Below are 25,344 nucleotides of genomic sequence, written 5' to 3'. Positions count from 1 at the left end.
TAAAATTCTATAATTATAATCCTGAAATAGTCTGTTCTGTAATATAATCTACTACTTTTTTCAAGTCTTTTGTTTCTTCGTATACTTTTAATTGTCTGTCTGCTCCTGTTCCGTTTTCTAAAATTTTAAAGATGTATTCTACTTCTTCTCTTGAACCTAAATCATCTAAAACATCGTCTAAAAAGTCTACAAATTCACGCATTAATAGTTTTGTTTCCACTTCTTCCTCTTTTCCAAAATCTATCATTTTTCCATCAATTCCATAACGACCTGCTCTCCATTTATTTTCATTAATTAAGGCTCTATGATATACCATAAAATTAAGATTTTGTGTTCTTAACTTATACAATTTAGCAACTAAGGCTTGTATTAATGCAGCAATACAAATCGTTTCATCTACAGTCATTGGAACATCACAAATACGAACCTCTAATGTTGGAAAAACTGGGTGAATACGAATATCCCACCAAATTTTCTTTGGATTATCTATACATCTGGTTTTTACCAAAAGATTTACATAATTTTCGTATTGTGCATAATTATCGAAAACTCCTGGGATTCCTGTTCTTGGAAATTTATCGAAAACTTTAGATCTAAAAGATTTAAAACCAGTATTTCTGCCTTCCCAAAAAGGAGAGTTTGTAGATAAAGCATACAAATGAGGTAAAAAATAACGCATTGCATTTACCAAATGAAGTGCCATATCTTTATCTGCCATACCAACATGAACGTGCAAACCAAAAATTAAATTAGATCTTGCAGTATCTTGTAATTCATTTACAATCTCGTCATAACGTGGATTTGGAGTAATTGACTGGTTTTCCCATTCTGAAAATGGGTGTGTACCAGCTGCACCAATTTTAAAACCCAAATCGTTAGCAATTGTAGAAATTGACTTTCGAAGATGTGTAACTTGTGCTCTTGCATCCTGAATATTTTCACAAATATTTGTTCCAACTTCTACTACAGCTTGATGCATTTCTGCTTTTACTTGCTCGTTTAAAGTTTTGGCAGCTTCTGTAACAATTCTTTGATCGTGAGAGATTAATTCTCTTGTTACAGGGTCAATTACTTGATACTCTTCTTCAATACCTAATGTAAATTTCATAGAAAAAAAGGTTAGTTTATAAAACCTGATTGTGGAAAACAATCAGGTTTTGGGAATGCTATTTCTTTGTCGTTTTTTTAGTTGCTGCCTTTTTTACAGGTGCTTTCTTCACTGCTACTTTTTTAGTAGTTGCCTTTTTAGCTGGAGCTTTCTTTACAACTGCTTTCGCTGATGCTTTTTTAACAGCAACTTTCTTTGCAGGAGCCTTTTTTGTTATTACTTTTTTAGCTGGCGCTTTTTTAGTAGGAGTTTTTGCTGGTGCAATTTGATCAGTAACAAAACTTCCCCAAGTAAGATTCATTTGACCTTTCTTGTATTGTTTTGCTTTTTCAATTGCCATGTTTGCAGCATTCTCTACAATCCACTCAAAGTTGTCTGCACCAACAGAATTTATATCGGCATCTGGAGCAGGATTACAAAAGTCAATTGCATAAGCAACACCATCTTGTACTGCAAATTCAACAGTATTAAAATCGTAACCTAAAGCTTTGTTTAAACGAATACAGTAATCGTGAACTGTATCTAATATTTTTTGATCTACAGGATCTCCATCTAAAACATAACGTAAATGATGGGGATTTCTTGGTTCATATTGCATAATGTGAACATTATCTGTCCCTAAAACATAACATCTAAAGTACTCTTTAAAGTTAATTTCCTCCTGTAACATCATCACAAGGTTTTCAGTTTCTCCATGTTTCTGCCATAAATCATCTGGATTTTCTACTCTGTAAACACTTTTCCAACCTCCACCATCATGCGGCTTCATGTAAGCAGGAAAACCAATTGTATCGAACATTCTTTCCCAGTTAAAAGGGTATTTCATGTTTCTGAAAGAGTTTTCATCTGTGTCTGGTGGTCTATGAGAAGATGGTAAAATAAATGTTTTCGGAACTGGTACACCTACTTTTTCTGCCAAAGCATTGTTAAAGAATTTTTCATCTGCACTCCACCAAAATGGATTGTTGATTACAGCTGTTCCTGTAATTGCTGCATTTTTTAGAAACGCTCTGTAAAAAGGAACATCTTGCGAAATTCTGTCTATTATAACTGCATATTCATCTGATTTTGCTTGTTCTACAGTATCAATTAAAACTGCTTCAGCCATCATATCTTTAATGCCTTGTTCTGCTATTTTTTTGTTTACTCTATCTATAAAGGCTTGTGGAAACGTATTTTCTTGTCCGAATAAAATTCCAATTTTTTTCATTTGTATATTTTTAGTTTGTTAGTTTTTTAAATTTTCGATAAATAATGTGGAAACATTTCTCTCCAAATTGGCCAATCGTGTTCTGCCCATTTTCGTTCGTCAAACCAAAAAGGTATGTTTTTTTCAGTTAATATTTTTGCTAATATTTGATTTGCTTCTAAACAAATATCCCAATCACTTGTTCCTAAAATAATTTTCATATTCCATAAATCTGGATGATTACTTCCTGGTAGAAAGTCTACTGGGTTGTTATAAAAAACATTATCATCATAATAACCATCTAAAAAAGATTTAATATCAAAAGAGCCGCTTAAACTAAACATATGGCTTACTCTTTCTGGATGTTTAAATGCAAAATTTGCTGCATGATAACCTCCAAAACTTACCCCTGCAATAGCTACTTTTTGGATTCCTCTTTCATGACAAATAGGATTTACAACTTCATCCATTATAAACTTATCGTACCAAATATGATTTTTAACACGATCTGCTGGGTGAATTCCTTTATCGTACCAACTTAATTCGTTAATACTATCTGGACAGTAAATTTGAACTAAACCTTCTTCTAAAAACCATTTTGCAGATTCTATTAGTTTCATGTTTTTACATTCAAAAAAACGCCCCATAGTTGTTGGAAACAATACAAGTGGATAACCTGCGTGACCAAAAACCAACATTTCAATTTCTTTGCTTAATGTTGGCGAATACCATTTGTGATAATCTTCTTTCAAGATACTAAATATTTATTTATAAAATTAGTTAGCAAAATTACGCTATTTCAGACATTTAAGTCAAAAAACAATACGATTTAGTAATCCTATTATTTTTAATAACTTTTATTATGTAAATCTTATAAATATCGTTCTTTAATTATATTAAAATGATGTAATTGATGTCCAGAAAATAAATAACCTAAAGCTCTAACAGACATTTTTTTATCGGACGCAATTCCTGTTCTTAATAATGCCTCTTCCGAGAAACTTTTATACAATTGAATAGACGATTTTCTTAAAACTGCCATTTCATCTAATAAATCAAAATAATCTAATTCGTTTGCATTGCTATAATCTACAAAAACATCTTGGTCGAAACCTGGTAATGATGTTTTATCATTTCTTGCAAAACAAAGTGCTCTGTAACAGAAAACACGTTCTGTATCTATGGTATGTTGTATTAACTCCTTTAAAGTCCATTTTCCTTCAGCATAAGAAAAATTATGTTTTTCTTTAGGTAGGTTTCTAAATAAAGTATCGAATTGTTTTTGAGAATCTTCTAAATTTTCAAGAATCGACTTTCCATTATTGGAAACAAGTTGAATGTATTGTTCGAAATAAGGAGCATATTCGTTTTTTGGAATCATTTTTATGGTTTTATATGGAGTAATTTAATTAAAAAAAGTTTGAGAAAACAAAAAAGCATCGAATTAACGATGCTTTTTGAAATTTATTTTTTTGATTTAAAAATATTCAATAGTTTAGAAAAGAAACCTTCTTTTACTTCATTTTCGTGATAACCATAGCCATATTTTCCATAGCCATAACCATAGCCATACCCATAGCCATAACCATATCCATAGCCATAACCGTATTTACTCTTAATTGAAAAGTCGTTTAACACATAACTAATGTTAGTTACTTCTTTGTTTTTATACTTATCGTCAATCATTTTCATCATCCCTTTTTCGGTATAATTCTGACGAATTACATAGATAACAGCATCCGAATATTTAAATAGCTCCAAGGCATCTGAAACCAAACCTACAGGAGGTGTATCTATTATTACATAATCGTAATCTTCCTTTAACTGAGTAAACATTTTATCTGCAGCGGCATTCAGTAATAATTCAGAAGGATTTGGAGGAATTGGCCCAGATAGAATAATATCTAAATTTGGAATTTTCGTTGGAATTTTTACTTCGTCTAGTGTTTTCTGATTAATTAAATAATTTACAATACCTACATCGTTAGGTAAATCGAAATCGTCGTAAATTTTTGGTTTACGTAAATCTAAACCAAGTAAAACAGTTTTCTTTCCACTTAAGGCAAAAACTGTAGCCATGTTTATGGAAATCATTGTTTTACCTTCTCCACTTACAGAAGAAGTAAGTATTAATGTTTTTGAATCGTTTTGATCTGTATTTTTAAATAAAAACTGAATGTTAGATCTTAATGCTCTAAAAGATTCTGCAACCGAAGATTTTGGTCTTTCGAAAACCGCCAAGTTGTTCTTTGTAGAATTTCTACCCACAACTCCTAATACTGGAATGGCATAGTTATTCTGAATTTCTTCTGCAGTATGTATTTTATTGTCTAATAATTCTTTAATGATAATATAAAGTAATGGAAATACAATACCTAACATTAAAGCAACCATGTAATTAAAACTTGGTTTTGGATACATAGGTCCTTCTCCTAAGTCTTTTGCTGTATCTACAATTTTAACATCTGAAACATTTGCTGCAATTGCTGTTCCAGCCTCATATTTTTTTTGTTTTAAGTAATTGTAATTTGCTTCCGACAATTCGTAGTCTCTTTGGTAAGTAATTAAGCCTTGTTCTTTTCTTGGTAATTTTTTTAATTTGGATTTATATGAAGCTAATTCTGAATTTAATTTTCGAAGCTTATTAGAATTCAATCTTAAAAGTGAAGATATATTTTCTAATAAATTATTTTTGATAATGTTTAATTCACTTGTAATTTTTACTACTTCTGGATGAATATCTTTAACAGATTTCCTCATCTGTTCTCTAAGTGCAGATTTCGTAACATAATTATTAATTAATTCTACAATTTTTGGATCTTGTAAAACAATTGTTGCTGGAACTAATTTATCTTTACTAAAAACATTATTACTACTTAAGTAACTTCTTAAACCAATTAAATAATCGTTGTAATTTTGTAATTCTTTTTTTCTCTTTCTAGCTGAATAGTTTCTTCATAAAATGTAGATCCTTCTGTTGATAAATCAAAAATATTATTAGATTCTCTGTAATTTCCAAGTCCTTCTTCAATTTCCTTTAACTTTTTAGTTTCTTCTTTAAAAAGAGTATCTATATATGCTTCTGTCTTAACAGCATATTCTATTTTTTGTACTTGTTTAATAGAATCTAAAACCTGAACTGTAGTGTTTAAATAATCTACGATTCTATTTTTGTTTGTTCCATCTTTTTGTAAAATTAACAACGAAGCTGCTTTTGTAACAGTATTTACAGAAAGACCTTTATTTCCTTTTACAGTACCATCGAAATTCCCAAATCTTATAAAGTATTTTTCTCCAATAGTAAAAGTATCTATTTTATCAATTTTAAAATTTAAAAAATCAGATTTAATAGTATCATTAACATTAAATTCTTCTGAGTAATACAAGGAGTTCGTACTATAATTTTCTATTGTATTCGAACTATAAGTAATTACTTGATTATTTCCAGATTCATTAAATTCAGTAGAGATTTTGTAGGTATCATTTCCAGTAATTTCAAGTGATATAAGTTTTCCATATAATTGTGGTTTCTTAATATTTAACGCAACCTTAAAAGGAGTATAACCATATACATCTGCTAATCTAAAACGATCTTCTTTTAAATACTCTACGTAAAATTGTAATCGTTTAACAACAATTTCGTTATGTGTTCTAGAAGTTAAAGTTACTTTAACTGTTTCTAATTCGTCACTTGCTCCTCCCCAATTAAAGGCGATATTTGTACCTGTAGAAAATAATGGATTATTTTCTTCTTTTACAGAAATTACAGTATTTAAACTATATATTTTCTGCATGTAACCATTCATAAACTTGGCAATTATTAAACCAATAACTATGGTTACTAGAAATAATTTCCAATATGCTAAAACCTTATATAAATAGTCTTTAACGTCTATATTAGATTGGTTATTTGTTTCTTTTAATTGGTTGCTCATATTAAATTATAAATTTCTAGCTAATATAATGGTAGATGTAATTAAAGAAAGTACAGTTACAACAGTGGTTAAACTTTGTAAACCTGTAGTTCCTGTTCCCCAAGATTTCTGTTTTAAAGGAAGTACGTTTATATAATCGTTAGGTTTTATATAAAAAACTTCAGAGTTAAAAGCATCTATATTTGTTAAATCTATAGTATATTTTTCTGTTCCAGCAATAGTTTGTCTTACAATTTCAACTGCTTTTCTGTTTCCAACATCTGTAATATCGCCAGAATTAGCAATTGCATCTAGAATAGAGACTCTATTCTGATAAATTATTCTAGTTCCTGGGGATTCTATTTCTCCAAATATTGTGTATTTTATTCCAGCCAACTTTACCGAAACAAAAACATTTTCACCATCTTTAATAAAATCCTTTAATTTATCTTCTATTTTTTTCTGAACTTCCTCTACTGTGTAACCTAAAACATTTAACTCTCCTAAAGTTGGTACACGAATATTTCCATAATTATCTATACTATAATCCGAATAATAATTAGCATTACCAGAAAAACTTTGATTTGTAGTTGCTGTATTAGAATTATTATTTTCATTTTTTTTAAAAACAGAAACCAATTCTTGATTGTTTGATTTTATAATAATATTTACCATATCGTCTATCTGTAACTTATAGGGAATATTATTAATTCTCTTAATTTCTGTATTTGTTTTTGGCTGTCCTTGTAAATAACTTAAATCTTTATTCGACACACAAGAACATAAAAAGAGTAATAATAAAGGAATTGTAATGTAGTATTTCATTTTTATCTTCAATAACATAAGCTACAAATATACTTTTTATGAATGTAAAGCTATAATTTTATTTTACTTTCGTTTTTCATTTTTTATATAATGTCTAATATAGCAATAAAATATTTTATTTTTTTATTAAAATCAACCAATCAACATGGGGTGCATTCACCTTTTGTTTATAATTTGGTAACTAAATGTTTCTACAAAAAAACGGATAAAAATAGGTGGAACTATTTTCTTACTATAAAACAACACCTATTAGACAACAAACAGTCTATAAAAGTCACCGATTTTGGTTCTGGATCTCGAGTTTTTAAAACAAATGAACGTAAAATATCTAAAATTGCGAAAGTTGCAGGAATTTCAAACAAAAAAGCAAAATTACTAATTCGTATTACAAGTTATTTTAAACCTGAAAATTGCCTAGAAATAGGAACTTCTTTAGGATTGGCAACTTCAGCAATAAAAATTGGGAATGAAAATGCAAAAATTACCACATTAGAAGGCTGCCCAGAAACGAGTAAAATTGCCAATGATTTACTAACAAACAACTTCAAAAATATAAATATTATTACAGGCAATTTTGAAGAAACTCTTCCTGAAATTGTAAAAAATAAAAAATACGATTTTATTTATTTTGATGGAAATCACACGAAACAATCAACTTTAAACTATTTTAGAACCTGTTTAGATACAACTCATAATAATTCTGTTTGGATTTTTGATGATATCTACTGGAGCAAAGAAATGCAAGAAGCTTGGATGGAAATTAAAAACCATCCATCTGTAACTGTAACAGTGGATGTTTTTCATTGGGGAATTGTATTATTCCGAAAAGAACAGGAAAAAGAACATTTTAAAATAAGAACTTAAAATTGTGTAATTGTTAAACTCTCTTAATTAGAATAACTACATATTTTAAACTTCTTAACTTTGAATTTTAAACCCAAAACCTTGAACTTAAAAGCATGAAAATATATACAAAAACTGGTGATGCAGGAACTACTGCTCTATTTGGCGGAACAAGAGTAAAAAAATACAATTTACGTATCGATTCTTATGGAACTGTAGATGAATTAAACTCTTATATTGGGTTAATAAAAGACCAAGAAATTAGTAATTATATTAAAGAATCTCTTTTAAATATCCAGAATGAATTGTTCACTTTAGGAGCAATGTTGGCAACACCACCTGAAAAAGAAACCTTAAAAAGTGGTAAGGAGCGTTTAAATATACCTAAAATTGATGAAGACTCTATCTTATTTTTAGAAAATGAAATCGATAAAATGGAAACAGAACTTCCTCAGATGACTCATTTCATTTTACCTGGTGGCCATCAAGCTGTGTCATTCTGTCACGTCGCAAGATGTGTTTGTAGACGTGCAGAACGTCTTTCTGTAGAGTTAAATGACGAGGAAGCCATAAATAATGACATACTAAAATATCTAAACCGACTTTCTGACTACCTTTTTGTGCTGGCACGAAAATTGTCTAAAGACTTACAAGTAAAGGAAATCAAATGGATTCCTACAAAAAATTAACAAGTTCTTTTTTTTATCGGTTTGAAGAAATTATTTAATTTTATTTTAAACTTAAAATATTGATTTTAAATGTTTTACAAAATTAATAAATTACTTCACAATAAATTTCTTAAAAAAGACTTGCATAATTCAGCAAAAAAATTATTTTTGCACAAAATTAAACAATAAGAAATGTATTGGACATTAGAATTAGCATCTTATTTAGCAGATGCACCTTGGCCAGCAACCAAAGACGAATTAATAGATTACGCTATTAGAACTGGAGCTCCTTTAGAAGTAGTAGAAAACCTACAGGATATAGAAGACGAAGGCGACTCTTACGATTCGATTATAGAAATTTGGCCAGATTATCCCACCGAAGAAGATTATCTTTGGAATGAAGATGAATATTAAAAAATTAAAAACTATATAAAAAGTCTCTAAAGAGGCTTTTTTTTTGTTTTGAAGTTCGTTGAAAATAGTACTTTTTCAAGTTTTTAAAAACTTGATTTACAATTAAATAATATCAGTTAATTTGTAACTGATTTAATCATATATAAAAATGAGCATTTTAAACTCCGTAATTAAACTTTTTGTTGGAGACAAACAGGAAAAAGATTTAAAAATTTTACAACCAATTGTAGAAAATGTTAGAAAATTTGAAGCAGAATTTTCTAAATTATCTAACGACGAATTAAGGGCAAAAACTATTGAATTTAAAGGTAGAATTCAAGAAGCTACAAAACCGTTAAACGATAAAATTGCTACTTTAGAAGAAGAAGCAAAAACTGCGGATATAGACAGGCAAGAAGATATTTATACAGAAATAGATGCTTTAAAAGACGAAGCTTACAAAGTTTCCGAAGAAACGTTAACTGCAATTATGCCAGAAGCTTTTGCAGTAGTAAAAGAAACAGCTAAACGTTTTGTAGAAAACGAAGAAATCGAAGTAACTGCAACTCCTTACGATAGAGAATTATCTGGCGAAAGAGATCATATAGAATTAGATGGAGACAAAGCTTTTTGGGCAAATTCTTGGGATGCCGCTGGTAAACCTGTTACTTGGGATATGGTTCATTATGATGTGCAATTAATTGGTGGTTCAGTTTTACATCAAGGTAAAATTGCAGAAATGATGACTGGGGAAGGAAAAACCTTAGTTTCTACTTTACCTGTTTATTTGAATGCATTAACAGGAAATGGTGTGCATTTGGTAACTGTAAATGATTATTTGGCAAAACGTGATAAAGCTTGGATGGGACCAATTTTTGAGTTTCATGGTTTTACAACAGACTGTATCGATTATCATCAACCAAACTCAGATGCTCGTAGAAAAGCATATAATGCAGACATCACTTACGGAACAAATAACGAATTTGGTTTCGATTATTTACGTGATAATATGGCGAGTTCTAAGGACGATTTAGTACAAAGACCACCAAATTATGCAATTATCGATGAAGTAGATTCTGTTTTAATTGATGATGCAAGAACACCATTAATTATTTCTGGTCCAGTTCCTCAAGGAGATAGACATGAATTTACAGAATTAAAACCTTTAGTTGCAGATATCGTTTCTTTACAAAGACAACATTTGGTTGGAGTATTGGCAGAAGCTAAAAAATTAATTGCAGCTGGAGATACCAAAGAAGGTGGTTTTCAATTATTAAGAGTTTATAGAGGTTTACCTAAAAATAAAGCATTAATTAAATTTTTATCTCAAGAAGGAATCAAACAAATCCTTCAAAAGACAGAGAATTATTACATGCAAGACAACAACAAGTTGATGCCAGAAGTGGATCAAGATTTGTATTTTGTTGTTGAAGAAAAAAATAATCAAATTGATTTAACTGATAAAGGAATCGCACATTTATCTGAAAAAACACAAAACGAAAGTTTCTTTGTTTTACCCGATATTGGTGTAAAAATTGGCGAAATTGATAACGCAGAAACTTCAAAAGAAGAAAAAGCGAAACAAAAAGATGAATTATACAAAGATTTCAGCATAAAAAGTGAACGTATTCATACGATGAATCAGCTTTTGAAAGCCTACACCGTTTTCGAAAAAGATGTAGAATATGTTGTGATGGACAATAAAGTAATGATTGTTGATGAGCAGACTGGACGTATTATGGACGGTCGTCGTTATTCAGACGGATTACACCAAGCCATTGAAGCAAAAGAAAACGTAAAAATTGAAGATGCTACACAAACTTTTGCAACGGTTACACTTCAAAATTACTTTAGAATGTATCGCAAACTTTCTGGAATGACAGGAACAGCGATTACAGAAGCTGGCGAATTATGGGAGATTTACAAGTTAGATGTTGTTGAAATTCCTACAAACAAGCCAATTCAAAGAGATGATAAACAAGATTTAGTTTACAAAACGGCTCGTGAAAAATACAATGCAGTAATAGACGATATCGTAAAATTAGTTGCAGAGAACAGACCTGTTTTAGTAGGAACGACTTCTGTAGAAATATCGGAATTATTAGGTAGAATGTTACAAATGCGTAAAATTCCTCATAATATCTTAAATGCAAAATTACACAAACGTGAAGCAGATGTTGTTGCTGAAGCTGGGAAACCTGGAATTGTTACAATTGCAACAAACATGGCAGGTCGTGGAACGGATATTAAACTTTCAGAAGAAGTAAAAGAAGCTGGTGGTTTGGCAATTATTGGTACAGAAAGACACGATTCACGAAGAGTAGATAGACAGTTAAGAGGACGTGCAGGAAGACAAGGAGATGTTGGTTCTACTCAGTTCTATGTTGCTTTGGACGACAATTTAATGCGTCTTTTTGGTTCGGACAGAATTGCAAAAATGATGGATAGAATGGGCTTAAAAGAAGGTGAAGTAATTCAGCATTCTATGATTACCAAATCTATTGAAAGAGCACAAAAGAAAGTTGAAGAAAATAACTTCGGGATTCGTAAACGTTTATTAGAATATGATGATATTATGAACTCGCAACGTGAGTTTGTATACAAAAGAAGACGTAATGCTTTAGATGGAAAACGTTTACAAGTAGATATTGCAAACATGATTTACGATACTTGTGAATCTATTGTAAATTCTAACAAGGCTGTTAAAGATTATCAGAATTTCGAATTCGAATTGATTAAGTTTTCTTCGATGACTTCTCCTTTTTCTGAAGATGAATTCGAGAAAATGTCTGAAAAAGAAATTACAGACAAATTGTATGATATTGTTACAGAACATTACAAAAACAAAATCGAAAGAAATGCAGTTTTAGCATTTCCAGTAATTAAAGATGTTTTTGAAAATGAAGGTGATCGTTATGAAAGAATTGTAGTTCCTTTTACAGACGGAACGAAATCTTTACAGGTTGTTACCAACTTAAAAGAGGCTTATGAAAGTGAAGGGAAAAGTTTGGTTACAGACTTCGAGAAAAACATCACTTTAGCAATTATAGATGAAAACTGGAAAGAGCATTTACGTAAAATGGATGAATTGAAACATTCTGTACAAAATGCATCTTACGAACAAAAAGATCCTTTATTAATCTACAAATTTGAAGCTTTTGAGTTGTTTAAGAAAACTGTAGACGAAATTAATAAAGAAGTGTTGTCTTTCTTATTCAAAGGAGAATTACCAGCACAAGATAGATCTCAAATTTCTGAAGCAAGAAACCAAAAAAGACAAAGTTTAAATACGAGTAAAGCAGATGTGCAAAATTCTACGGAACAAGCCATTCAGAATTCTCGTCAACAATCTTCTGAGCCAGTTGAAACTGTTGTAAGAGAGCAACCAAAAATTGGAAGAAACGAAAAAGTTACCATTAAAAATGTAATGAGTGGCGAAGAAAAAGAAGTGAAATTTAAACAAGCAATTCCTTTAATTGAAAAAGGAGAATATGTTTTAGTGAATAAATAATAGCTTCACAAATTCCTATTAAATCAGGAATTCATAAATAATTAATAAGTCCGAAATTTTCTAATTTGAGAATTTCGGACTTTTTTGTTTTGTCATTCCTGCCTTTCAAATTCGCTCAAGATGAACTCTGGCAGAAATCCAAACTAACTTTCCAAAACACACAAAAACCCATTCTTAAAAGAAGTAATTATTTTAGTTGAATTGTTTAGAGCAGATTTAGTTGCTAATTATAGATTCCTGCCTACGTAGGAATGACATTCGTTAGAATACGCAGGGATGACAACACAAAAAAAAACCGTTTTGAAATAATTCTCAAAACGGTTTTAAATATGATTAAAAATAGAAACTTTTAAAAATTAGTTTCCATTTGTAAATATTGTAAAAATTCTTTTTTAGTTTCTTTCTCTTTAAACTTACCACCAAATTCTGATGTTACAGTAGAGCTTTCAATATCTTTTATTCCTCTTGAATTTACACATAAATGTTTTGCATCTATAACACAAGCAACATCATCTGTACCTAAAGCTTCTTGCATAGCTTGTACAACTTGCATTGTTAAACGCTCTTGTACTTGTGGTCTTTTTGCAAAATACTCCACAATTCTGTTCATTTTAGAAAGCCCTATTACTTTTCCATTAGAAATATAAGCAACATGTGCTCTACCAATAATTGGTAATAAATGATGCTCGCATGTAGAATACACAACAATGTTTTTTTCCACCAACATTTCACCATAATTGTAGTTATTATCAAACGTGGATGCTTTTGGCATGTTTGCAGGATTCAACCCCATAAAAATTTCGTTTACAAATGCTTTTGCAACTCTTTTTGGTGTTCCTTGTATACTATCATCTTCTAAATCCATTCCTAAAGTGTGCAAGATATCTTTTACACTTTCTTGGATTTTATTAATTTTTTCTTCGTCAGAAATAGCAAAAGCATCTGCTCTTAATGGAGTTTTCGCAGAAGTTGCTAAGTGGTTCTCTCCTATTTCTTCAATTCTTTCGTCATTCATTTTGCTGTTCAATTCAAACATTTCAATCGTTTATTAAAGTGCAAATTTACGTGTTTGCAACGTATTATTTCTAATTCTGAATCAATTATAACTATAAAACTATAATTTCTTATGCTTTTAATTGATTTACTAATTCGCTTAAAGACAATTTAGATTGTTCTCCAGAAACCATATTTTTTAATGTAAACTCTTGTTTTTCCATCTCTTGAGAACCAACAAGAACAACAAATTCAATTTCACGCTTATTTGCGTAATTCATTTGTTTTTTCATTTTTGCTGAATCTGGGTATAATTCTGATTTCACATCATTTTTCCTTAATTCAGAAATTGCTTTCATACAATACAACGCTTCATCTTCTCCAAAGTTGACGAACAATACTTTTGGTTTTGGTAAGTCGACAGTTTTAAACAAACCTAACTCCTCTAAAACTAAATAAATTCTGTCCAATCCGAATGAAATTCCAACTCCAGAAACATCTTTTAAACCAAAGATACCTGTTAAATCGTCATATCTTCCTCCACCACCAATAGAACCCATCTTTACTCCTTTTGGCGCAGAAACTTCAAAAATTGCACCTGTATAATAGTTTAAACCTCTTGCCAAGGTAACATCTACTTCTAAATTTGCAGATTTTAAACCTAATTCAGCAATTGAATTTATTACAAATCTTAACTCCTCTACTCCTTTTTTACCTTCTTCAGAAGTTTGCAACATCTTTTCTAAAGACGCTAATTTATCGATATTAGAACCTGTAAAACTAAATAAAGGTTGCACTTTTTGAATTGCTTCTTTAGTAATTCCTTTATCAAGCATTTCTTGTTCGACTTTCTCTTGCCCAATCTTGTCTAACTTGTCTAAAGCAACTGTAAAATCGATTAATTTATCTTGAGCGCCAATAACTTCTGCAATTCCAGATAATATTTTTCGATTGTTGATTTTGATAGTCGTTCCTTCTAAACCTAACTTACTAAAAACAGTATCATACAATTGAATAAATTCTACTTCTTGCCATAAAGATTTGCTTCCTACAACATCTGCATCACATTGAAAAAATTCTCTAAAACGCCCTTTTTGTGGTCTGTCTGCTCGCCAAACTGGTTGCACTTGATAACGTTTAAAAGGAAACGTAATTTCATTTTGATGTTGTACAACGTATCTTGCAAAAGGTACTGTTAAATCGTAACGAAGTGCTTTTTCAGAGATTTGAGAAGTTACTTTTAAGCTATCTTTTTCTGACAAAAGTTTATCATCAGCTTTATTTAGAAAGTCTCCTGAATTCAAAATTTTAAAAATCAAACGATCTCCTTCATCACCATATTTACCCATTAAAGTGGATGAATTTTCAAAACTCGGAGTTTCAATTGGTTGAAATCCGAATGTTTCAAAAGAAGTTTTTATCGTATTCATTATATACGTACGATTAGCAACTTCTGTTGGTGAAAAATCTCTGGTTCCTTTTGGGATGCTTGGTTTCATATTTAAATTATGAATTATGAATTATGAATTCCATGATTTTATATAATCGTTGGTAATTCATAATTTGAAATTATTAATTGAGCGTGCAAATATCGTGAAAAAGTTATAATTTTTTGGGAGTTGTAAAGGTTTTATTTTGTCTTCTTAAAGAATAAATAGACGCATTTAATTCGAAGCCCAAAAGAAGAATAATAGCATTTAACCAAATGAATAACATTAAAATTAAAAGCGTACCTATAGAACCATAAAGCTCGTTATATTTTGCAAATTCATTTACATAATAACCAAATAAATAGAAAGTTAAAATGGATAAAATTGTTGTAAAAACAGCTCCTGGAGAGAAAAAACGAGAATGCTTTCCTTCTTTTGTTCCAAAGTGATATAACATGGAAACTGTAATGAAAATCATTGTTAAAAATATGAAACCTCTTAATAATTGCACCCAAATAATGTTGTGCTGAATCCAACTTAAAGAAACCATATCTTTTAAAATTAAATCGAAGAAAACAACGATAATAACTGTTAATAATAGAAAAACAGTAATTACTAAAGAGACAAACATTGCAATAAAATAAGATCTAAAAACATTTCTAACCACTTTAACATGATAAGAGTATTCAAATCCGCCAAAAATGGCGTTTACACCATTTGTCATTAAAAAAATAGATCCAATTACACCAAAAGAAAGCAAACCTCCATATTGGTTTTTAATAATATCTATTAAAACAGAATCTACAGCATCAAAAGTTTTTGGTGGTAAAACATCTGCAATTATAGATAATAAACCCTCTTGAGCACCTTCTATGGGTACAAAAGGAATTAAAGTAAGTACAAAAAGTAAAAAAGGAAAAATTGACATAAAAAAACTATAAGCAATTCCACCAGCTCTAGTTGTTAAAGCGCCTTCAACAATACCAATAAAATACATTTCTAAGACATCATATAATGACATACCTTCTAAACCCGGAATTTTTATTTTTTTTCCGAGTTTCACAAGAATTCCGATTATTGGAATTTTTTCAAGTTTGTCTTCTATTTCTTTTGTCATAAAGTCCTTTTGTCCTTTGGACATTTCCCCAGAATGGGAAACCTACTCAATATTAATTTTATTTAATTGTAAAAATAACTCTTTAAAAATTGTTTCTTTTTCTAAAAATGAAATTGAATCTTTTAAAAATAACTTGTGAGATTTAAAACTTAAACTCGCTAAAAGTCCATAATTCTCATTAAAAACAAGAGTTCTTATATGACTTCTTTTTTGACGAATTTGATACATTTTAAATTCAACATCTTTAGGTTTATAGACACTTTTTATCCTATATAAAGTATCTGATGCCATTAATAAGAAGTCATTATCTAAATCGTAATTGAATTCTAAACTTAAGTTTGAATTCTCACTTGAAGCATATTTAAAATTAATGAATTCTGATTCATGTTTTGAATTTAAAATATAACTTTCAGGAGTATCCTTATTTATTGAATATACTATAATAGGCGTATTAATTTCTTCTCTTTTGCAAGAGATAATAATTAAACTAATTAACACAGCAAATAAAACTACTTTTTTCATTCTACTATTATTTTATATTTCGATAACAAACCATCAATAGTATTTCTACTAAACTTTGCTCCTCTTAAACGATTTTCTTCTGGATTGATTGTAAAATTAAATGAAGTTCTAAAATCTGATTTTTCTAAATTAGTGTTATCAAAAATTGAATTTTTTAAATTACAATTATTAAAAACGCTACTATTTGCAATTGTTTCTGTAAAATCTACTTCTTCTAAATTACATTTTTCAAACCGTGTATTTGATATTTTTAATTGGTAAAAAGACGAAAAGTTTAATTGACATTCTGTAAACGAAAACTGCAATAAAAACGGGTTACATTCATTAAACTTCACTCCTATCATCTTACAATTTGTAAAATTTACATCTTTAAAAGCAGTTTGTTTTACAATTGCATTGCTAAAATTACAATCGATAAACTCACATTCTACAAACTGAATGTTAGACGCGTGAACGTTTCCGAAGTTACAATTTGTAAATACACAATTATCGTATTCACCTTTTGTGATTTTCGTTTTTGTAAAATCAATTTTTGAATATTCTTCGCTATCGAAATAATCATCAGACATTAGTCTATTGCTTTTAAACTTAAATCTAAATTATAAACTGAATGTGTTAATGCGCCAGAAGAAATAAAATCTACTCCACATTCTGCATATTTTCTAATCGTTTTTTCGTTGATTCCTCCAGAAGATTCTGTCAAACAAATATCGCCAATTAAAGCCACAGCTTTTTTAGTGTCTTCGTAATTAAAATTATCAATAAGAATTCTGTAAACACCTTTACTAGAAAGAATTTCTTTAATTTCTTCTAAACTTCTTGCTTCCACAATTATCTTAATATCTAATCCTTTTTCTGCTAAATATTTCTTGGTTTTGGTAATTGCTTGCGTAATTCCGCCAGCAAAATCTATGTGATTATCTTTAATCATAACCATATCATACAACGCAAATCTGTGGTTTTCTCCACCACCAATTTTTACTGCCCATTTCTCTAAAGCTCTAATTCCTGGTGTGGTTTTTCTGGTATCTAAAACTTTCGTTTTTGTTCCTTTTAATAAATCAGCAAAAAAAGCGGTTTTTGTTGCAATTGCAGACATTCTTTGCATTGCATTTAACACCAAACGTTCTGCCATTAAAATAGATTGCGATTTCCCTGAAACATGAAAAACAATATCTCCATATTTTACTTTTTCGCCATCATTTATAAAAGTTTCTACTTTTAAATCTTTATCAACATAAGAAAAAACCTGTTTAGCGAATTCAACACCGGCTATAATTCCTTCATCTTTTACGAGTAACTTTGCTTTTCCTTCAGCATCTGCAGGAATACAAGAAAGTGATGTATGGTCTCCATCGCCAATATCTTCTCTAATGGCATTTTTTATAATAAGATCTAATTCGTTTTGAAATTGTGCTTCTGAAATCATAAATATCTTTTAATTCTGATGTAAAAATAGTAATTCGTAATTCATAATTCATAATTTTGCGACATGAAAATTAAATTACTCGCCATTGGTAAAACTGATAACAAAAATTTAATTCAGTTAATTGATGAATATCAAAACCGATTAAAACATTATATAAAGTTCGAATTAGAGATAATTCCGGATATTAAAAATGTAAAGAATTTGAGTGAAATTCAGCAAAAAGAAAAAGAAGGAGATTTAATATTATCTAAATTACAAAACACAGACGTTTTGGTTTTATTGGACGATAAAGGAAAACACTTTACTTCTATCGAGTTTTCGCAATATCTTCAGAAAAAAATGAATGCCGGAATTAAACAATTAGTGTTAGTAATTGGTGGACCTTATGGTTTTTCTGACGCTGTTTATAAAAAAGCAAGTGGAAAAATATCTTTATCTAAAATGACATTTTCCCACCAAATGATTCGTCTTTTTATTGTTGAACAACTCTACAGAGGTTTTACAATTTTAAAGAATGAGCCTTATCATCATGAGTAAAGCCCAAAGCCCATCCTAACTTTCCCCAAGGGAAGGAACTCTTATCTCTCTTAAAAATCTATTATGATTTATAAAATTAGTGAAATTCGTGTCTTAACTTTTGTAACTTTGAATCTTAAATTTTAAACCTTGAACTATAGTATATGAAACTCGTTTTTGCAACCAACAACTTAAATAAACTAAAAGAAGTTCAGGAAATGCTTTCCAACTCTATAGAAATCTTAAGTTTAAAAGACATTAATTGTTTCGATGAAGTTGATGAAACTGAAACTACTTTAGAAGGAAATGCAAAGTTGAAAGCAGATTATATTACTAAAAAATTTGGCTATAACTGTTTTGCAGATGATACTGGTTTAGAGGTTGAAAGTTTAGATGGAAAACCTGGAGTTTATTCAGCACGTTTTGCAGGAGAACCTGCTAATTCTGAAAATAATATGCAAAAATTATTATCAGAATTAAAAAATGTAGAAAATAGAAAAGCACAATTTAGAACAGCAGTTTGTTTAAATTTAAATGGAAAACAATTTCTATTTGAAGGAATTTGCAAAGGTGAAATTCTAAAAGAAAAACAAGGTGAAAAAGGTTTTGGTTACGACCCAATATTTAAACCTAAAGGTTATAGTGAATCTTTCGCCACAATGAATTCTGAAGAAAAAAACAAAATTTCTCATAGAGGAATTGCAATTAATAAACTGGTTGAATTCTTAACAAATTATAAAGATTAACTTATAAAGATTTCAATTGCGCTCAACCAGACATCAATACATGGAACAAAAATCATTCAAAATACATTTTATAATCCTATCAATTTTATTGGTAGTTTTATTTTTTGTGAATGTAAGTTTGGGCTCTGTTTCTATTCCGTTTAAAGATATTATTAATACTTTAATTGGCGATATTTCTGCCAAGGAAAGTTGGCAAACAATAATTCTGCATTTTAGGTTACCAAAAGCAATTACTGCAATTTTAGTTGGTTCTGGTTTGTCTGTTTGTGGTTTGTTAATGCAAACTTTATTTAGAAATCCATTGGCTGGCCCTTTTGTTTTAGGAATTTCTTCTGGCGCAAGTTTAGGAGTGGCTTTGCTAATTTTAGGATCATCACTTTTTGGTGGCTTTTTCCTTACAAATTCAGTTTCTAATTGGTCTTTGCCAATTGCTGCAAGTTTGGGAGCTTTTTTGGTTTTATCAGCCGTAATTATTGCTGCAAACAGAGTTCGAAATACCATGTCAATTTTAATTATTGGATTGATGTTTGGTAGCTTAACTGGTGCAATTATTAGTGTTTTAGCTTATTTTAGTGAAGCAGAACAAATCCAACAATATTTATTTTGGAGTTTTGGAAGCTTAGGAAATCTTTCTTGGAACGAAATTCTTGTTTTTAGCAGTATTTACTTTCTTGGAATTTTAGGAACAATTTCAATTATAAAACCTTTAAACAGTTTTTTATTAGGTGAAAATTATGCGAAAAGTTTAGGAATAAATGTGAAGAAGAGTAGAAATATAATATTGTTAGTTACTAGTCTTTTAACAGGCGTAATTACTGCTTTTTCTGGACCAATTGCTTTTGTTGGCTTGGCTGTTCCTCATATTGCAAGAATGTTATTTTCTACCTCTAATCATAAAACATTATTACCAGCAGTGGCTATTTTAGGCGCAATTATTTTGCTAATTTGCGACGGAATTGCACAATTACCAACAAGTGAATTCACACTACCTATTAACGCAATTACATCTCTTTTTGGTGCGCCTGTTGTTATTTGGTTGTTGATAAGAAAGAAAAAGATATTTGTGTAGAAAAAAGTAACAAAGCAAAACTTTGAAACCAAATTTTAGAAAAAAATCGAACATAAAGAAAAAAATATCATCCTAAAAACCGAGAATCTAACGATTGGTTATCAACAGAAAAAGCAAAACAAAATTGTTTTTTCTGATGTAAATCTGTCTATAGAAAAAGGAAAACTAATTAGTGTTTTAGGTAAAAATGGTATTGGAAAATCAACTTTATTAAGAACTATTTCTAAAGTTCAAAAACCTATTTCAGGTGATGTTATTTTAGAAAACAAAAACCTAAATAATTACACAGAAAGAGAACTTTCCACCAAATTAAGCTTGGTATTAACTGAACGTCTACCAGAAAGCCAATTAACTGTTTTTGAACTCATTGCACTTGGAAGACAACCTTACACAAATTGGATTGACAAGCTTTCTAATGAGGATATTGAAAAAGTGAATTATGCAATTGAACAAACAGAGATAGAACATTTAAAAAACAATCGTTTTTACGAATTAAGTGACGGACAATTGCAACGTGTTTTAATTGCTAGAGCTTTGGCGCAAGACACCGAAATTATTATTTTAGATGAACCAACAGCGCATTTAGATATGCATCATACTTTAAAAATATTTTCACTTTTACAAAAACTGGTCTTAGAAACTTCTAAAACAATTTTAATCTCTACACATGAAGTCAATTTGGCGATTCAATTATCAAATGAAATTATTTTATTAACAGAAAACGCTATTATTTTTGGCACGACTTCTCAATTAATAGAAAAGAACGCTTTTGATGATTTGTTTCCTAAAAATATCATAAAATTTAACAAAACCTTACAACAATTTGTCATCAACAAAATTTAATTTTGATGTGCTTGTAACTTTTTGTTACATTTGGTTACTTATAACAACAAACAAAATACTTTTTTAATCGATGAAAAAAATACTTTATGTTGCTAGTGCAATCGCTTTTATGGCTTGTGGTTCTAGTAAAAATGCATCTGATGATGATGCAAATGTAGATCAAGCTGCAAAATATGCTAAAAGCATTACAGCAAAAGACTTAGGCGAACATTTATTTACATACGCTTCCGACGAATTTGAAGGAAGAAATACTGGTGAACCTGGGCAAAAAATGGCGGTTGAATACTTAAAAAACTTTTATGTTTCAGAAGGAATCGTTTCTCCTTTAGGTGGAGACGATTATTTCCAAGAAGTTCCTGCAGAATTCTTAAACAAACGTAAAAGAAGAACACCTTTAAAAGCTTCTGAAAACGTTGTTGCTTTTATTAAAGGTTCAGAAAAACCAGATGAAATCGTAGTAATTTCTGCTCATTTAGATCACGAAGGAATTAAAAATGGAGAAATTTATAATGGTGCAGATGATGATGGTTCTGGAACAGTAGCAATGTTAGAAATCGCACAAGCTTTTCAAATGGCTAAAAAAGCTGGAAAAGGACCAAAACGTTCTATTTTATTTTTACACGTAACTGGAGAAGAAAAAGGTTTATTAGGTTCTAAATACTATACAGACGAAGACCCAATTTTCCCATTAGCAAACACAGTTTGTGATTTAAATATTGATATGGTTGGTAGAATTGACGATAGACATAAAGCAGATCCTAATTATGTATATTTAATTGGTTCAGATAAGTTGAGTACGGAATTACACAACATTTCTGAAGCAGTAAATGCAAAATATATGAACATTAATTTAGACTATAAATATAATGATGAAAATGATCCTAATAGATTCTATTACAGATCTGACCATTATAATTTTGCTAAAAATAATGTGCCAATTATTTTCTATTTTAATGGTACTCATGCAGATTATCATAGACCTTCTGACACTCCTGATAAAATTAATTATGAGCTGTTAGAAAACAGAACACGCTTGGTTTTCCATACAGCTTGGGAAGTTGCAAATATGGATAAAAGAATTGTTGCAGATAAAGCTGAAGTAAAAGAAGCTACGAAATAATTCTATTTACTTTTTAAAATATTTAAGACCGAACTTTTTGTTCGGTCTTTTTTTGCATTATAATATTGTATTTTCAATTAATCCTATAAAATATTCTGATTATCTCATTTATATTAACTTTAAATATCAATTTCAGAAAACATTAACATTTTTAAAAATAATTTTAATTAATTTTGTTTTAATTAATTTTAAAATATTCCTAATGAAAAAATTATTATTTATTGTAGCAATTTTTATGGGATTTCAAACAACTGCGCAGAACGAAAAAAGAGTTTTAGGACCAGAAGCCAAAAATTATAAATTTTGGGAGCATAAAAAAGAATCTTCGGTTATAACATTAAATACATTTGAATATTTAGATTCAAAAGGTCCGGAATTCAAAAACTTAAAAATTTGGGAAAGAAAGAAATCTGATACTAAAATTGTTTTAGCTAGAAATACTAAAATTAGAAAATTAACAGGACCAAAAGCGAAGAATTACAAACCTTGGCAAAATTAATATCTTGTTTCATTAACTTATATTTGACCAAATCTTAGAAGATTTGGTCATTTTTGTATACGCTGTTTTTATTGGTAAATTTTTTTCTTGAGATAAGTTACCATCTTCTTGTAAAATTGAAATCGCCGTATTTCGTGCAGCTACTAATATTTTGGAATCTTTTACAACATCTGCAATCTTCAAATTTAAAACACCACTTTGTTGAGTTCCCATTAGATTTCCTGGACCACGTAATTTTAAATCTACTTCTGCAATTTTAAATCCATCTGTGGTTTCTACCATCGTTTTTAAACGTGTTTTTGCTTCTTCAGATAATTTATAACTCGATAATAAAATACAGTAACTTTGGTCTGCTCCTCTCCCAACTCTTCCTCTTAATTGGTGTAATTGAGAAAGTCCAAATCGTTCTGCGCTTTCAATAATCATAACACTTGCATTGGGTACATTTACACCAACTTCTATTACAGTTGTTGCCACCATAATTTGGGTTTCACCTTTAACAAAACGTTGCATTTCAAAATCTTTATCTACAGGTTTCATTTTTCCATGTACAATACTTATTTGATATTTTGGCGAAGGAAATTCTCTTGAAACACTCTCATAACCATCCATTAAATCTTTGTAATCCATAGCTTCAGATTCTTCAATCAATGGATATACCAAATAAACTTGTCTTCCTTTATTAATTTCATCTTTCATAAATTTAAAAACGGATAATCTGTTGCTATCAAAACGATGTACCGTTTTTACTTCTTTTCTTCCTGGAGGTAATTCGTCTATAACAGAAATATCTAAATCACCATAAACAGACATTGCCAAAGTTCTTGGAATTGGTGTTGCAGTCATTACTAAAATGTGGGGAGGTAGAAAAGCCCTCCCTAACCCTCCCAAAGGGAGGGAACTCTTACTCTTATTTTCTTCTTCTTGTGGTAAACTTTTTAATTCTTCTGATATCTTTTCTAAAACATTTTCAATATTCCCAACAACTTCTTCATTATTAAATCTTATCACCTTAAAGCCTAGTTCCTTAAGAATTTGTGTTCTTAATTCATCGGCCTCTTTTTGATCTTTTGTGTTGTGATATTTTCCATCAACCTCGATAATTAATTTTTTTGAAATTGAAACAAAGTCTACTATAAATTCATCAATAATATGTTGTCTCCTAAATTTATTTTCAAGTTTTTTAGCTCTTAATTGCTCCCAAAGAATTTGTTCAGCTTCTGTAGTTTGTTTTTTTCTATCTTTTTGCAATTCTTTCATCAATTTATAAACTGATGGACGAGCAGTCATATATTTTTCACGCACAGATTGGGCCTCCTCCCTTTGGGAGGATTGAGGTGGGCCACCTTTCATCCATAATTTTGCTCTTTGTGCGACACCAAATCTGTGCTGTTCATCAATAATGGCAATTCCTAAATTTTTGAATTGCACTTTATCTTCTAACAGAGCATGTGTTCCAACCAAAATATGTAGACTTCCATCTTCTAAATTTGCGTGAATTTCTCTTCGTTTTTTTGTTTTTACAGAACCAGTTAAAATATCAACTTTAATATCCATTCCTTCTAAAAGCTCTGAAACTGCAGTAAAATGCTGATTCGCCAAAATTTCTGTTGGTGCCATAATTGTGGCTTGAAAACCATTATCAATTGCTAAAAGCATGGTTAATAAAGCAACAATTGTTTTTCCAGAACCTACATCTCCTTGTAAAAGACGATTCATATGAGCACCTGAAGCAACATCTTTTCGAATTTCTTTCAATACTCTTTTTTGAGCATTTGTTAAATCAAAAGGTAACTTTTCACTATAAAATTGATTAAAAACTTCGCCAACATTTTCAAATATAAATCCTTTGTTTTTAGTTTTGTTAATGAGTTTCTTTCTCAATAATTGTAATTGAATAAAAAATAATTCTTCAAACTTTAAGCGATTTTGTGCTTTCGCTAAATTTTCTTGACTTTTAGGAAAATGCACATTTAATAATGCATCTCGCTTTTTCATCAATTTAAAATCCTCTAAAACTTCTTGCGATAAACTTTCTTGAATTCCGTCGTAAAACTGTTGCAACAAATTCTGGATATAATTACGCATCAATTTATTAGAGACTCCAGAATTCGTTAATTTTTCTGTGGAAGGATATACTGGTTGCATTTTAGTTTGCAACTTTTTCTTGTATTCTGTAACCAATTCCATTTCTGGATGTGGAATGCTAAAATTACCATTATAATGATTCAATTTTCCATAAACCACATAAGGTTCATTAATTTTAAGTGAATCTTTAATCCATTTTTGACCTTTAAACCAAACCAATTCCATGGTTCCAGAAGCATCTTGGAACGATGCTACTAACCTACTTCCCCTTTTTTGAGCAACGGATTTTACACGTGTAATTTTTCCAACAATTTGTACTTCCGAAGAATTTGGTTGTAAATTTTTTATTGCATAAAACTGGGTTTTATCAATATATCTAAAAGGAAATAAATTTAATAAATCGTTGCATGTTTTTATACCCAATTCTGCATACAAAAGAGCCGCTCTTTGTACACTAATACCTTTTATATATGTAATTGGATAATCTAAATTCAACTTTGGTAAGTTTGTAAAAACGAAAA

General features: G+C 29.8%; 24 protein-coding genes. 10 read left to right on the top strand and 14 right to left on the bottom strand.

The features are described 5' to 3' along the window. Nucleotides 1-13: 13 nt before the first annotated feature. The 7 genes from H9I45_RS01190 to H9I45_RS01160 all read right to left on the bottom strand — a co-directional run bounded on the left by H9I45_RS01190 (nucleotide 14) and on the right by H9I45_RS01160 (nucleotide 7,036). A complete protein-coding gene (locus tag H9I45_RS01190; protein ID WP_088354995.1) occupies nucleotides 14-1,108 on the bottom strand; it encodes a carboxylate-amine ligase in 1,095 nt (364 codons plus the stop codon). Nucleotides 1,109-1,166: 58 nt separating this feature from the next. Then, nucleotides 1,167-2,318 carry an ATP-grasp domain-containing protein gene (locus H9I45_RS01185; protein WP_176397594.1) on the bottom strand — a complete coding sequence of 384 codons (1,152 nt, stop codon included), beginning with the start codon at nucleotides 2,316-2,318 and terminating at the stop codon, nucleotides 1,167-1,169. A 26-nt stretch (nucleotides 2,319-2,344) separates the two neighbouring features. Further along, nucleotides 2,345-3,049 carry an esterase family protein gene (locus H9I45_RS01180; protein ID WP_088354997.1) on the bottom strand — a complete coding sequence of 235 codons (705 nt, stop codon included), beginning with the start codon at nucleotides 3,047-3,049 and terminating at the stop codon, nucleotides 2,345-2,347. Nucleotides 3,050-3,168: 119 nt separating this feature from the next. Next, complete coding sequence (locus H9I45_RS01175) at nucleotides 3,169-3,678, bottom strand: DinB family protein (protein WP_088354998.1); 510 nt, start codon at nucleotides 3,676-3,678, stop codon at nucleotides 3,169-3,171. Between the two features lie 83 nt (nucleotides 3,679-3,761). Next, a complete protein-coding gene (locus H9I45_RS01170) occupies nucleotides 3,762-5,057 on the bottom strand; it encodes an exopolysaccharide transport family protein (protein WP_191141240.1) in 1,296 nt (431 codons plus the stop codon). 137 nt (nucleotides 5,058-5,194) lie between these two features. Continuing rightward, nucleotides 5,195-6,232, bottom strand: coding sequence for a hypothetical protein (locus H9I45_RS01165; protein WP_191141239.1), 1,038 nt, complete (start codon nucleotides 6,230-6,232; stop codon nucleotides 5,195-5,197). 6 nt (nucleotides 6,233-6,238) lie between these two features. Beyond that, the gene (locus tag H9I45_RS01160) at nucleotides 6,239-7,036 is read right to left on the bottom strand and encodes a polysaccharide biosynthesis/export family protein (protein ID WP_088355000.1); all 798 of its coding nucleotides are present in this window, start codon (nucleotides 7,034-7,036) and stop codon (nucleotides 6,239-6,241) included. Between the two features lie 90 nt (nucleotides 7,037-7,126). On the opposite strand from H9I45_RS01160, the gene H9I45_RS01155 reads away from it, so the two are divergent. The 4 genes from H9I45_RS01155 (at nucleotide 7,127) to secA (ending at nucleotide 12,451) form a co-directional block, all read left to right on the top strand. Continuing rightward, nucleotides 7,127-7,900, top strand: a complete 774-nt coding sequence (locus H9I45_RS01155; protein WP_088355001.1) for an O-methyltransferase — start codon at nucleotides 7,127-7,129, stop codon at nucleotides 7,898-7,900. 95 nt (nucleotides 7,901-7,995) lie between these two features. Continuing rightward, on the top strand, nucleotides 7,996-8,568 hold the full coding sequence (locus H9I45_RS01150; protein WP_088355002.1) for a cob(I)yrinic acid a,c-diamide adenosyltransferase: 573 nt from the start codon (nucleotides 7,996-7,998) through the stop codon (nucleotides 8,566-8,568). A 171-nt stretch (nucleotides 8,569-8,739) separates the two neighbouring features. Further along, nucleotides 8,740-8,961 (top strand): DUF2795 domain-containing protein, encoded by a 222-nt coding sequence (locus H9I45_RS01145; protein WP_028889331.1) that lies wholly within the window; start codon nucleotides 8,740-8,742, stop codon nucleotides 8,959-8,961. A 148-nt stretch (nucleotides 8,962-9,109) separates the two neighbouring features. Next, nucleotides 9,110-12,451, top strand: coding sequence for a preprotein translocase subunit SecA (gene secA, locus H9I45_RS01140; protein ID WP_088355003.1), 3,342 nt, complete (start codon nucleotides 9,110-9,112; stop codon nucleotides 12,449-12,451). Between the two features lie 349 nt (nucleotides 12,452-12,800). Here the strand turns inward: secA and folE are convergent, their stop codons facing one another. From folE to nadC, 6 genes are all read right to left on the bottom strand, one after another. Next, nucleotides 12,801-13,466 carry a GTP cyclohydrolase I FolE gene (folE, locus tag H9I45_RS01135; protein ID WP_394364916.1) on the bottom strand — a complete coding sequence of 222 codons (666 nt, stop codon included), beginning with the start codon at nucleotides 13,464-13,466 and terminating at the stop codon, nucleotides 12,801-12,803. A gap of 109 nt (nucleotides 13,467-13,575) precedes the next feature. Continuing rightward, nucleotides 13,576-14,943 (bottom strand): histidine--tRNA ligase, encoded by a 1,368-nt coding sequence (gene hisS, locus H9I45_RS01130; protein WP_088355005.1) that lies wholly within the window; start codon nucleotides 14,941-14,943, stop codon nucleotides 13,576-13,578. Nucleotides 14,944-15,046: 103 nt separating this feature from the next. Next, on the bottom strand, nucleotides 15,047-15,991 hold the full coding sequence (locus H9I45_RS01125) for a YihY/virulence factor BrkB family protein (protein WP_088355006.1): 945 nt from the start codon (nucleotides 15,989-15,991) through the stop codon (nucleotides 15,047-15,049). Nucleotides 15,992-16,033: 42 nt separating this feature from the next. Next, a complete protein-coding gene (locus H9I45_RS01120; protein ID WP_088355007.1) occupies nucleotides 16,034-16,513 on the bottom strand; it encodes a hypothetical protein in 480 nt (159 codons plus the stop codon). Continuing rightward, the gene (locus H9I45_RS01115) at nucleotides 16,510-17,082 is read right to left on the bottom strand and encodes a pentapeptide repeat-containing protein (RefSeq protein ID WP_088355008.1); all 573 of its coding nucleotides are present in this window, start codon (nucleotides 17,080-17,082) and stop codon (nucleotides 16,510-16,512) included. Before H9I45_RS01115 ends, H9I45_RS01120 begins: the two co-directional genes overlap by 4 nt. Continuing rightward, the gene (gene nadC, locus H9I45_RS01110; protein ID WP_088355009.1) at nucleotides 17,082-17,942 is read right to left on the bottom strand and encodes a carboxylating nicotinate-nucleotide diphosphorylase; all 861 of its coding nucleotides are present in this window, start codon (nucleotides 17,940-17,942) and stop codon (nucleotides 17,082-17,084) included. Before nadC ends, H9I45_RS01115 begins: the two co-directional genes overlap by 1 nt. A 63-nt stretch (nucleotides 17,943-18,005) precedes the next feature. Between nadC and rlmH the strand changes: the two genes are divergently transcribed. The 6 genes from rlmH to H9I45_RS01080 all read left to right on the top strand — a co-directional run bounded on the left by rlmH (nucleotide 18,006) and on the right by H9I45_RS01080 (nucleotide 22,735). After that, nucleotides 18,006-18,479, top strand: a complete 474-nt coding sequence (rlmH, locus tag H9I45_RS01105) for a 23S rRNA (pseudouridine(1915)-N(3))-methyltransferase RlmH (protein ID WP_088355010.1) — start codon at nucleotides 18,006-18,008, stop codon at nucleotides 18,477-18,479. A gap of 143 nt (nucleotides 18,480-18,622) precedes the next feature. Next, on the top strand, nucleotides 18,623-19,204 hold the full coding sequence (locus tag H9I45_RS01100) for a non-canonical purine NTP diphosphatase (protein ID WP_088355011.1): 582 nt from the start codon (nucleotides 18,623-18,625) through the stop codon (nucleotides 19,202-19,204). A 40-nt stretch (nucleotides 19,205-19,244) separates the two neighbouring features. Further along, complete coding sequence (locus H9I45_RS01095) at nucleotides 19,245-20,273, top strand: FecCD family ABC transporter permease (RefSeq protein WP_088355012.1); 1,029 nt, start codon at nucleotides 19,245-19,247, stop codon at nucleotides 20,271-20,273. A 45-nt stretch (nucleotides 20,274-20,318) separates the two neighbouring features. Continuing rightward, nucleotides 20,319-21,116, top strand: coding sequence for an ABC transporter ATP-binding protein (locus tag H9I45_RS01090; RefSeq protein WP_088355013.1), 798 nt, complete (start codon nucleotides 20,319-20,321; stop codon nucleotides 21,114-21,116). Nucleotides 21,117-21,186: 70 nt separating this feature from the next. Beyond that, on the top strand, nucleotides 21,187-22,236 hold the full coding sequence (locus tag H9I45_RS01085; protein ID WP_088355014.1) for a M28 family metallopeptidase: 1,050 nt from the start codon (nucleotides 21,187-21,189) through the stop codon (nucleotides 22,234-22,236). A gap of 202 nt (nucleotides 22,237-22,438) precedes the next feature. After that, nucleotides 22,439-22,735, top strand: a complete 297-nt coding sequence (locus H9I45_RS01080) for a hypothetical protein (protein WP_088355015.1) — start codon at nucleotides 22,439-22,441, stop codon at nucleotides 22,733-22,735. A gap of 12 nt (nucleotides 22,736-22,747) precedes the next feature. Here the strand turns inward: H9I45_RS01080 and H9I45_RS01075 are convergent, their stop codons facing one another. Then, complete coding sequence (locus tag H9I45_RS01075) at nucleotides 22,748-25,318, bottom strand: DUF559 domain-containing protein (RefSeq protein ID WP_088355016.1); 2,571 nt, start codon at nucleotides 25,316-25,318, stop codon at nucleotides 22,748-22,750. Nucleotides 25,319-25,344: the final 26 nt, after the last annotated feature.

The sequence above is a fragment of the Polaribacter haliotis genome (assembly GCF_014784055.1).
GTDB classification, from domain to species: Bacteria; Bacteroidota; Bacteroidia; order Flavobacteriales; family Flavobacteriaceae; genus Polaribacter; species Polaribacter haliotis.
This window is presented reverse-complemented; position numbering and strand designations above follow the sequence as displayed.

What these genes read in the sequence shown, in the direction of transcription:
- H9I45_RS01190 (WP_088354995.1), bottom strand. Translation starts at nt 1,108, where the DNA reads ATGAAATTTACATTAGGTATTGAAGAAGAGTATCAAGTAATTGACCCT.
- H9I45_RS01185 (WP_176397594.1), bottom strand. Translation starts at nt 2,318, where the DNA reads ATGAAAAAAATTGGAATTTTATTCGGACAAGAAAATACGTTTCCACAA.
- H9I45_RS01175 (WP_088354998.1), bottom strand. Translation starts at nt 3,678, where the DNA reads ATGATTCCAAAAAACGAATATGCTCCTTATTTCGAACAATACATTCAA.
- H9I45_RS01170 (WP_191141240.1), bottom strand. Translation starts at nt 5,057, where the DNA reads ATGAGGAAATCTGTTAAAGATATTCATCCAGAAGTAGTAAAAATTACA.
- H9I45_RS01165 (WP_191141239.1), bottom strand. Translation starts at nt 6,232, where the DNA reads ATGAGCAACCAATTAAAAGAAACAAATAACCAATCTAATATAGACGTT.
- H9I45_RS01160 (WP_088355000.1), bottom strand. Translation starts at nt 7,036, where the DNA reads ATGAAATACTACATTACAATTCCTTTATTATTACTCTTTTTATGTTCT.
- H9I45_RS01155 (WP_088355001.1), top strand. Translation starts at nt 7,127, where the DNA reads ATGTCTAATATAGCAATAAAATATTTTATTTTTTTATTAAAATCAACC.
- H9I45_RS01150 (WP_088355002.1), top strand. Translation starts at nt 7,996, where the DNA reads ATGAAAATATATACAAAAACTGGTGATGCAGGAACTACTGCTCTATTT.
- H9I45_RS01145 (WP_028889331.1), top strand. Translation starts at nt 8,740, where the DNA reads ATGTATTGGACATTAGAATTAGCATCTTATTTAGCAGATGCACCTTGG.
- secA (WP_088355003.1), top strand. Translation starts at nt 9,110, where the DNA reads ATGAGCATTTTAAACTCCGTAATTAAACTTTTTGTTGGAGACAAACAG.
- folE (WP_394364916.1), bottom strand. Translation starts at nt 13,466, where the DNA reads ATGAATGACGAAAGAATTGAAGAAATAGGAGAGAACCACTTAGCAACT.
- hisS (WP_088355005.1), bottom strand. Translation starts at nt 14,943, where the DNA reads ATGAAACCAAGCATCCCAAAAGGAACCAGAGATTTTTCACCAACAGAA.
- H9I45_RS01125 (WP_088355006.1), bottom strand. Translation starts at nt 15,991, where the DNA reads ATGACAAAAGAAATAGAAGACAAACTTGAAAAAATTCCAATAATCGGA.
- H9I45_RS01120 (WP_088355007.1), bottom strand. Translation starts at nt 16,513, where the DNA reads ATGAAAAAAGTAGTTTTATTTGCTGTGTTAATTAGTTTAATTATTATC.
- H9I45_RS01115 (WP_088355008.1), bottom strand. Translation starts at nt 17,082, where the DNA reads ATGTCTGATGATTATTTCGATAGCGAAGAATATTCAAAAATTGATTTT.
- nadC (WP_088355009.1), bottom strand. Translation starts at nt 17,942, where the DNA reads ATGATTTCAGAAGCACAATTTCAAAACGAATTAGATCTTATTATAAAA.
- rlmH (WP_088355010.1), top strand. Translation starts at nt 18,006, where the DNA reads ATGAAAATTAAATTACTCGCCATTGGTAAAACTGATAACAAAAATTTA.
- H9I45_RS01100 (WP_088355011.1), top strand. Translation starts at nt 18,623, where the DNA reads ATGAAACTCGTTTTTGCAACCAACAACTTAAATAAACTAAAAGAAGTT.
- H9I45_RS01095 (WP_088355012.1), top strand. Translation starts at nt 19,245, where the DNA reads ATGGAACAAAAATCATTCAAAATACATTTTATAATCCTATCAATTTTA.
- H9I45_RS01085 (WP_088355014.1), top strand. Translation starts at nt 21,187, where the DNA reads ATGAAAAAAATACTTTATGTTGCTAGTGCAATCGCTTTTATGGCTTGT.
- H9I45_RS01080 (WP_088355015.1), top strand. Translation starts at nt 22,439, where the DNA reads ATGAAAAAATTATTATTTATTGTAGCAATTTTTATGGGATTTCAAACA.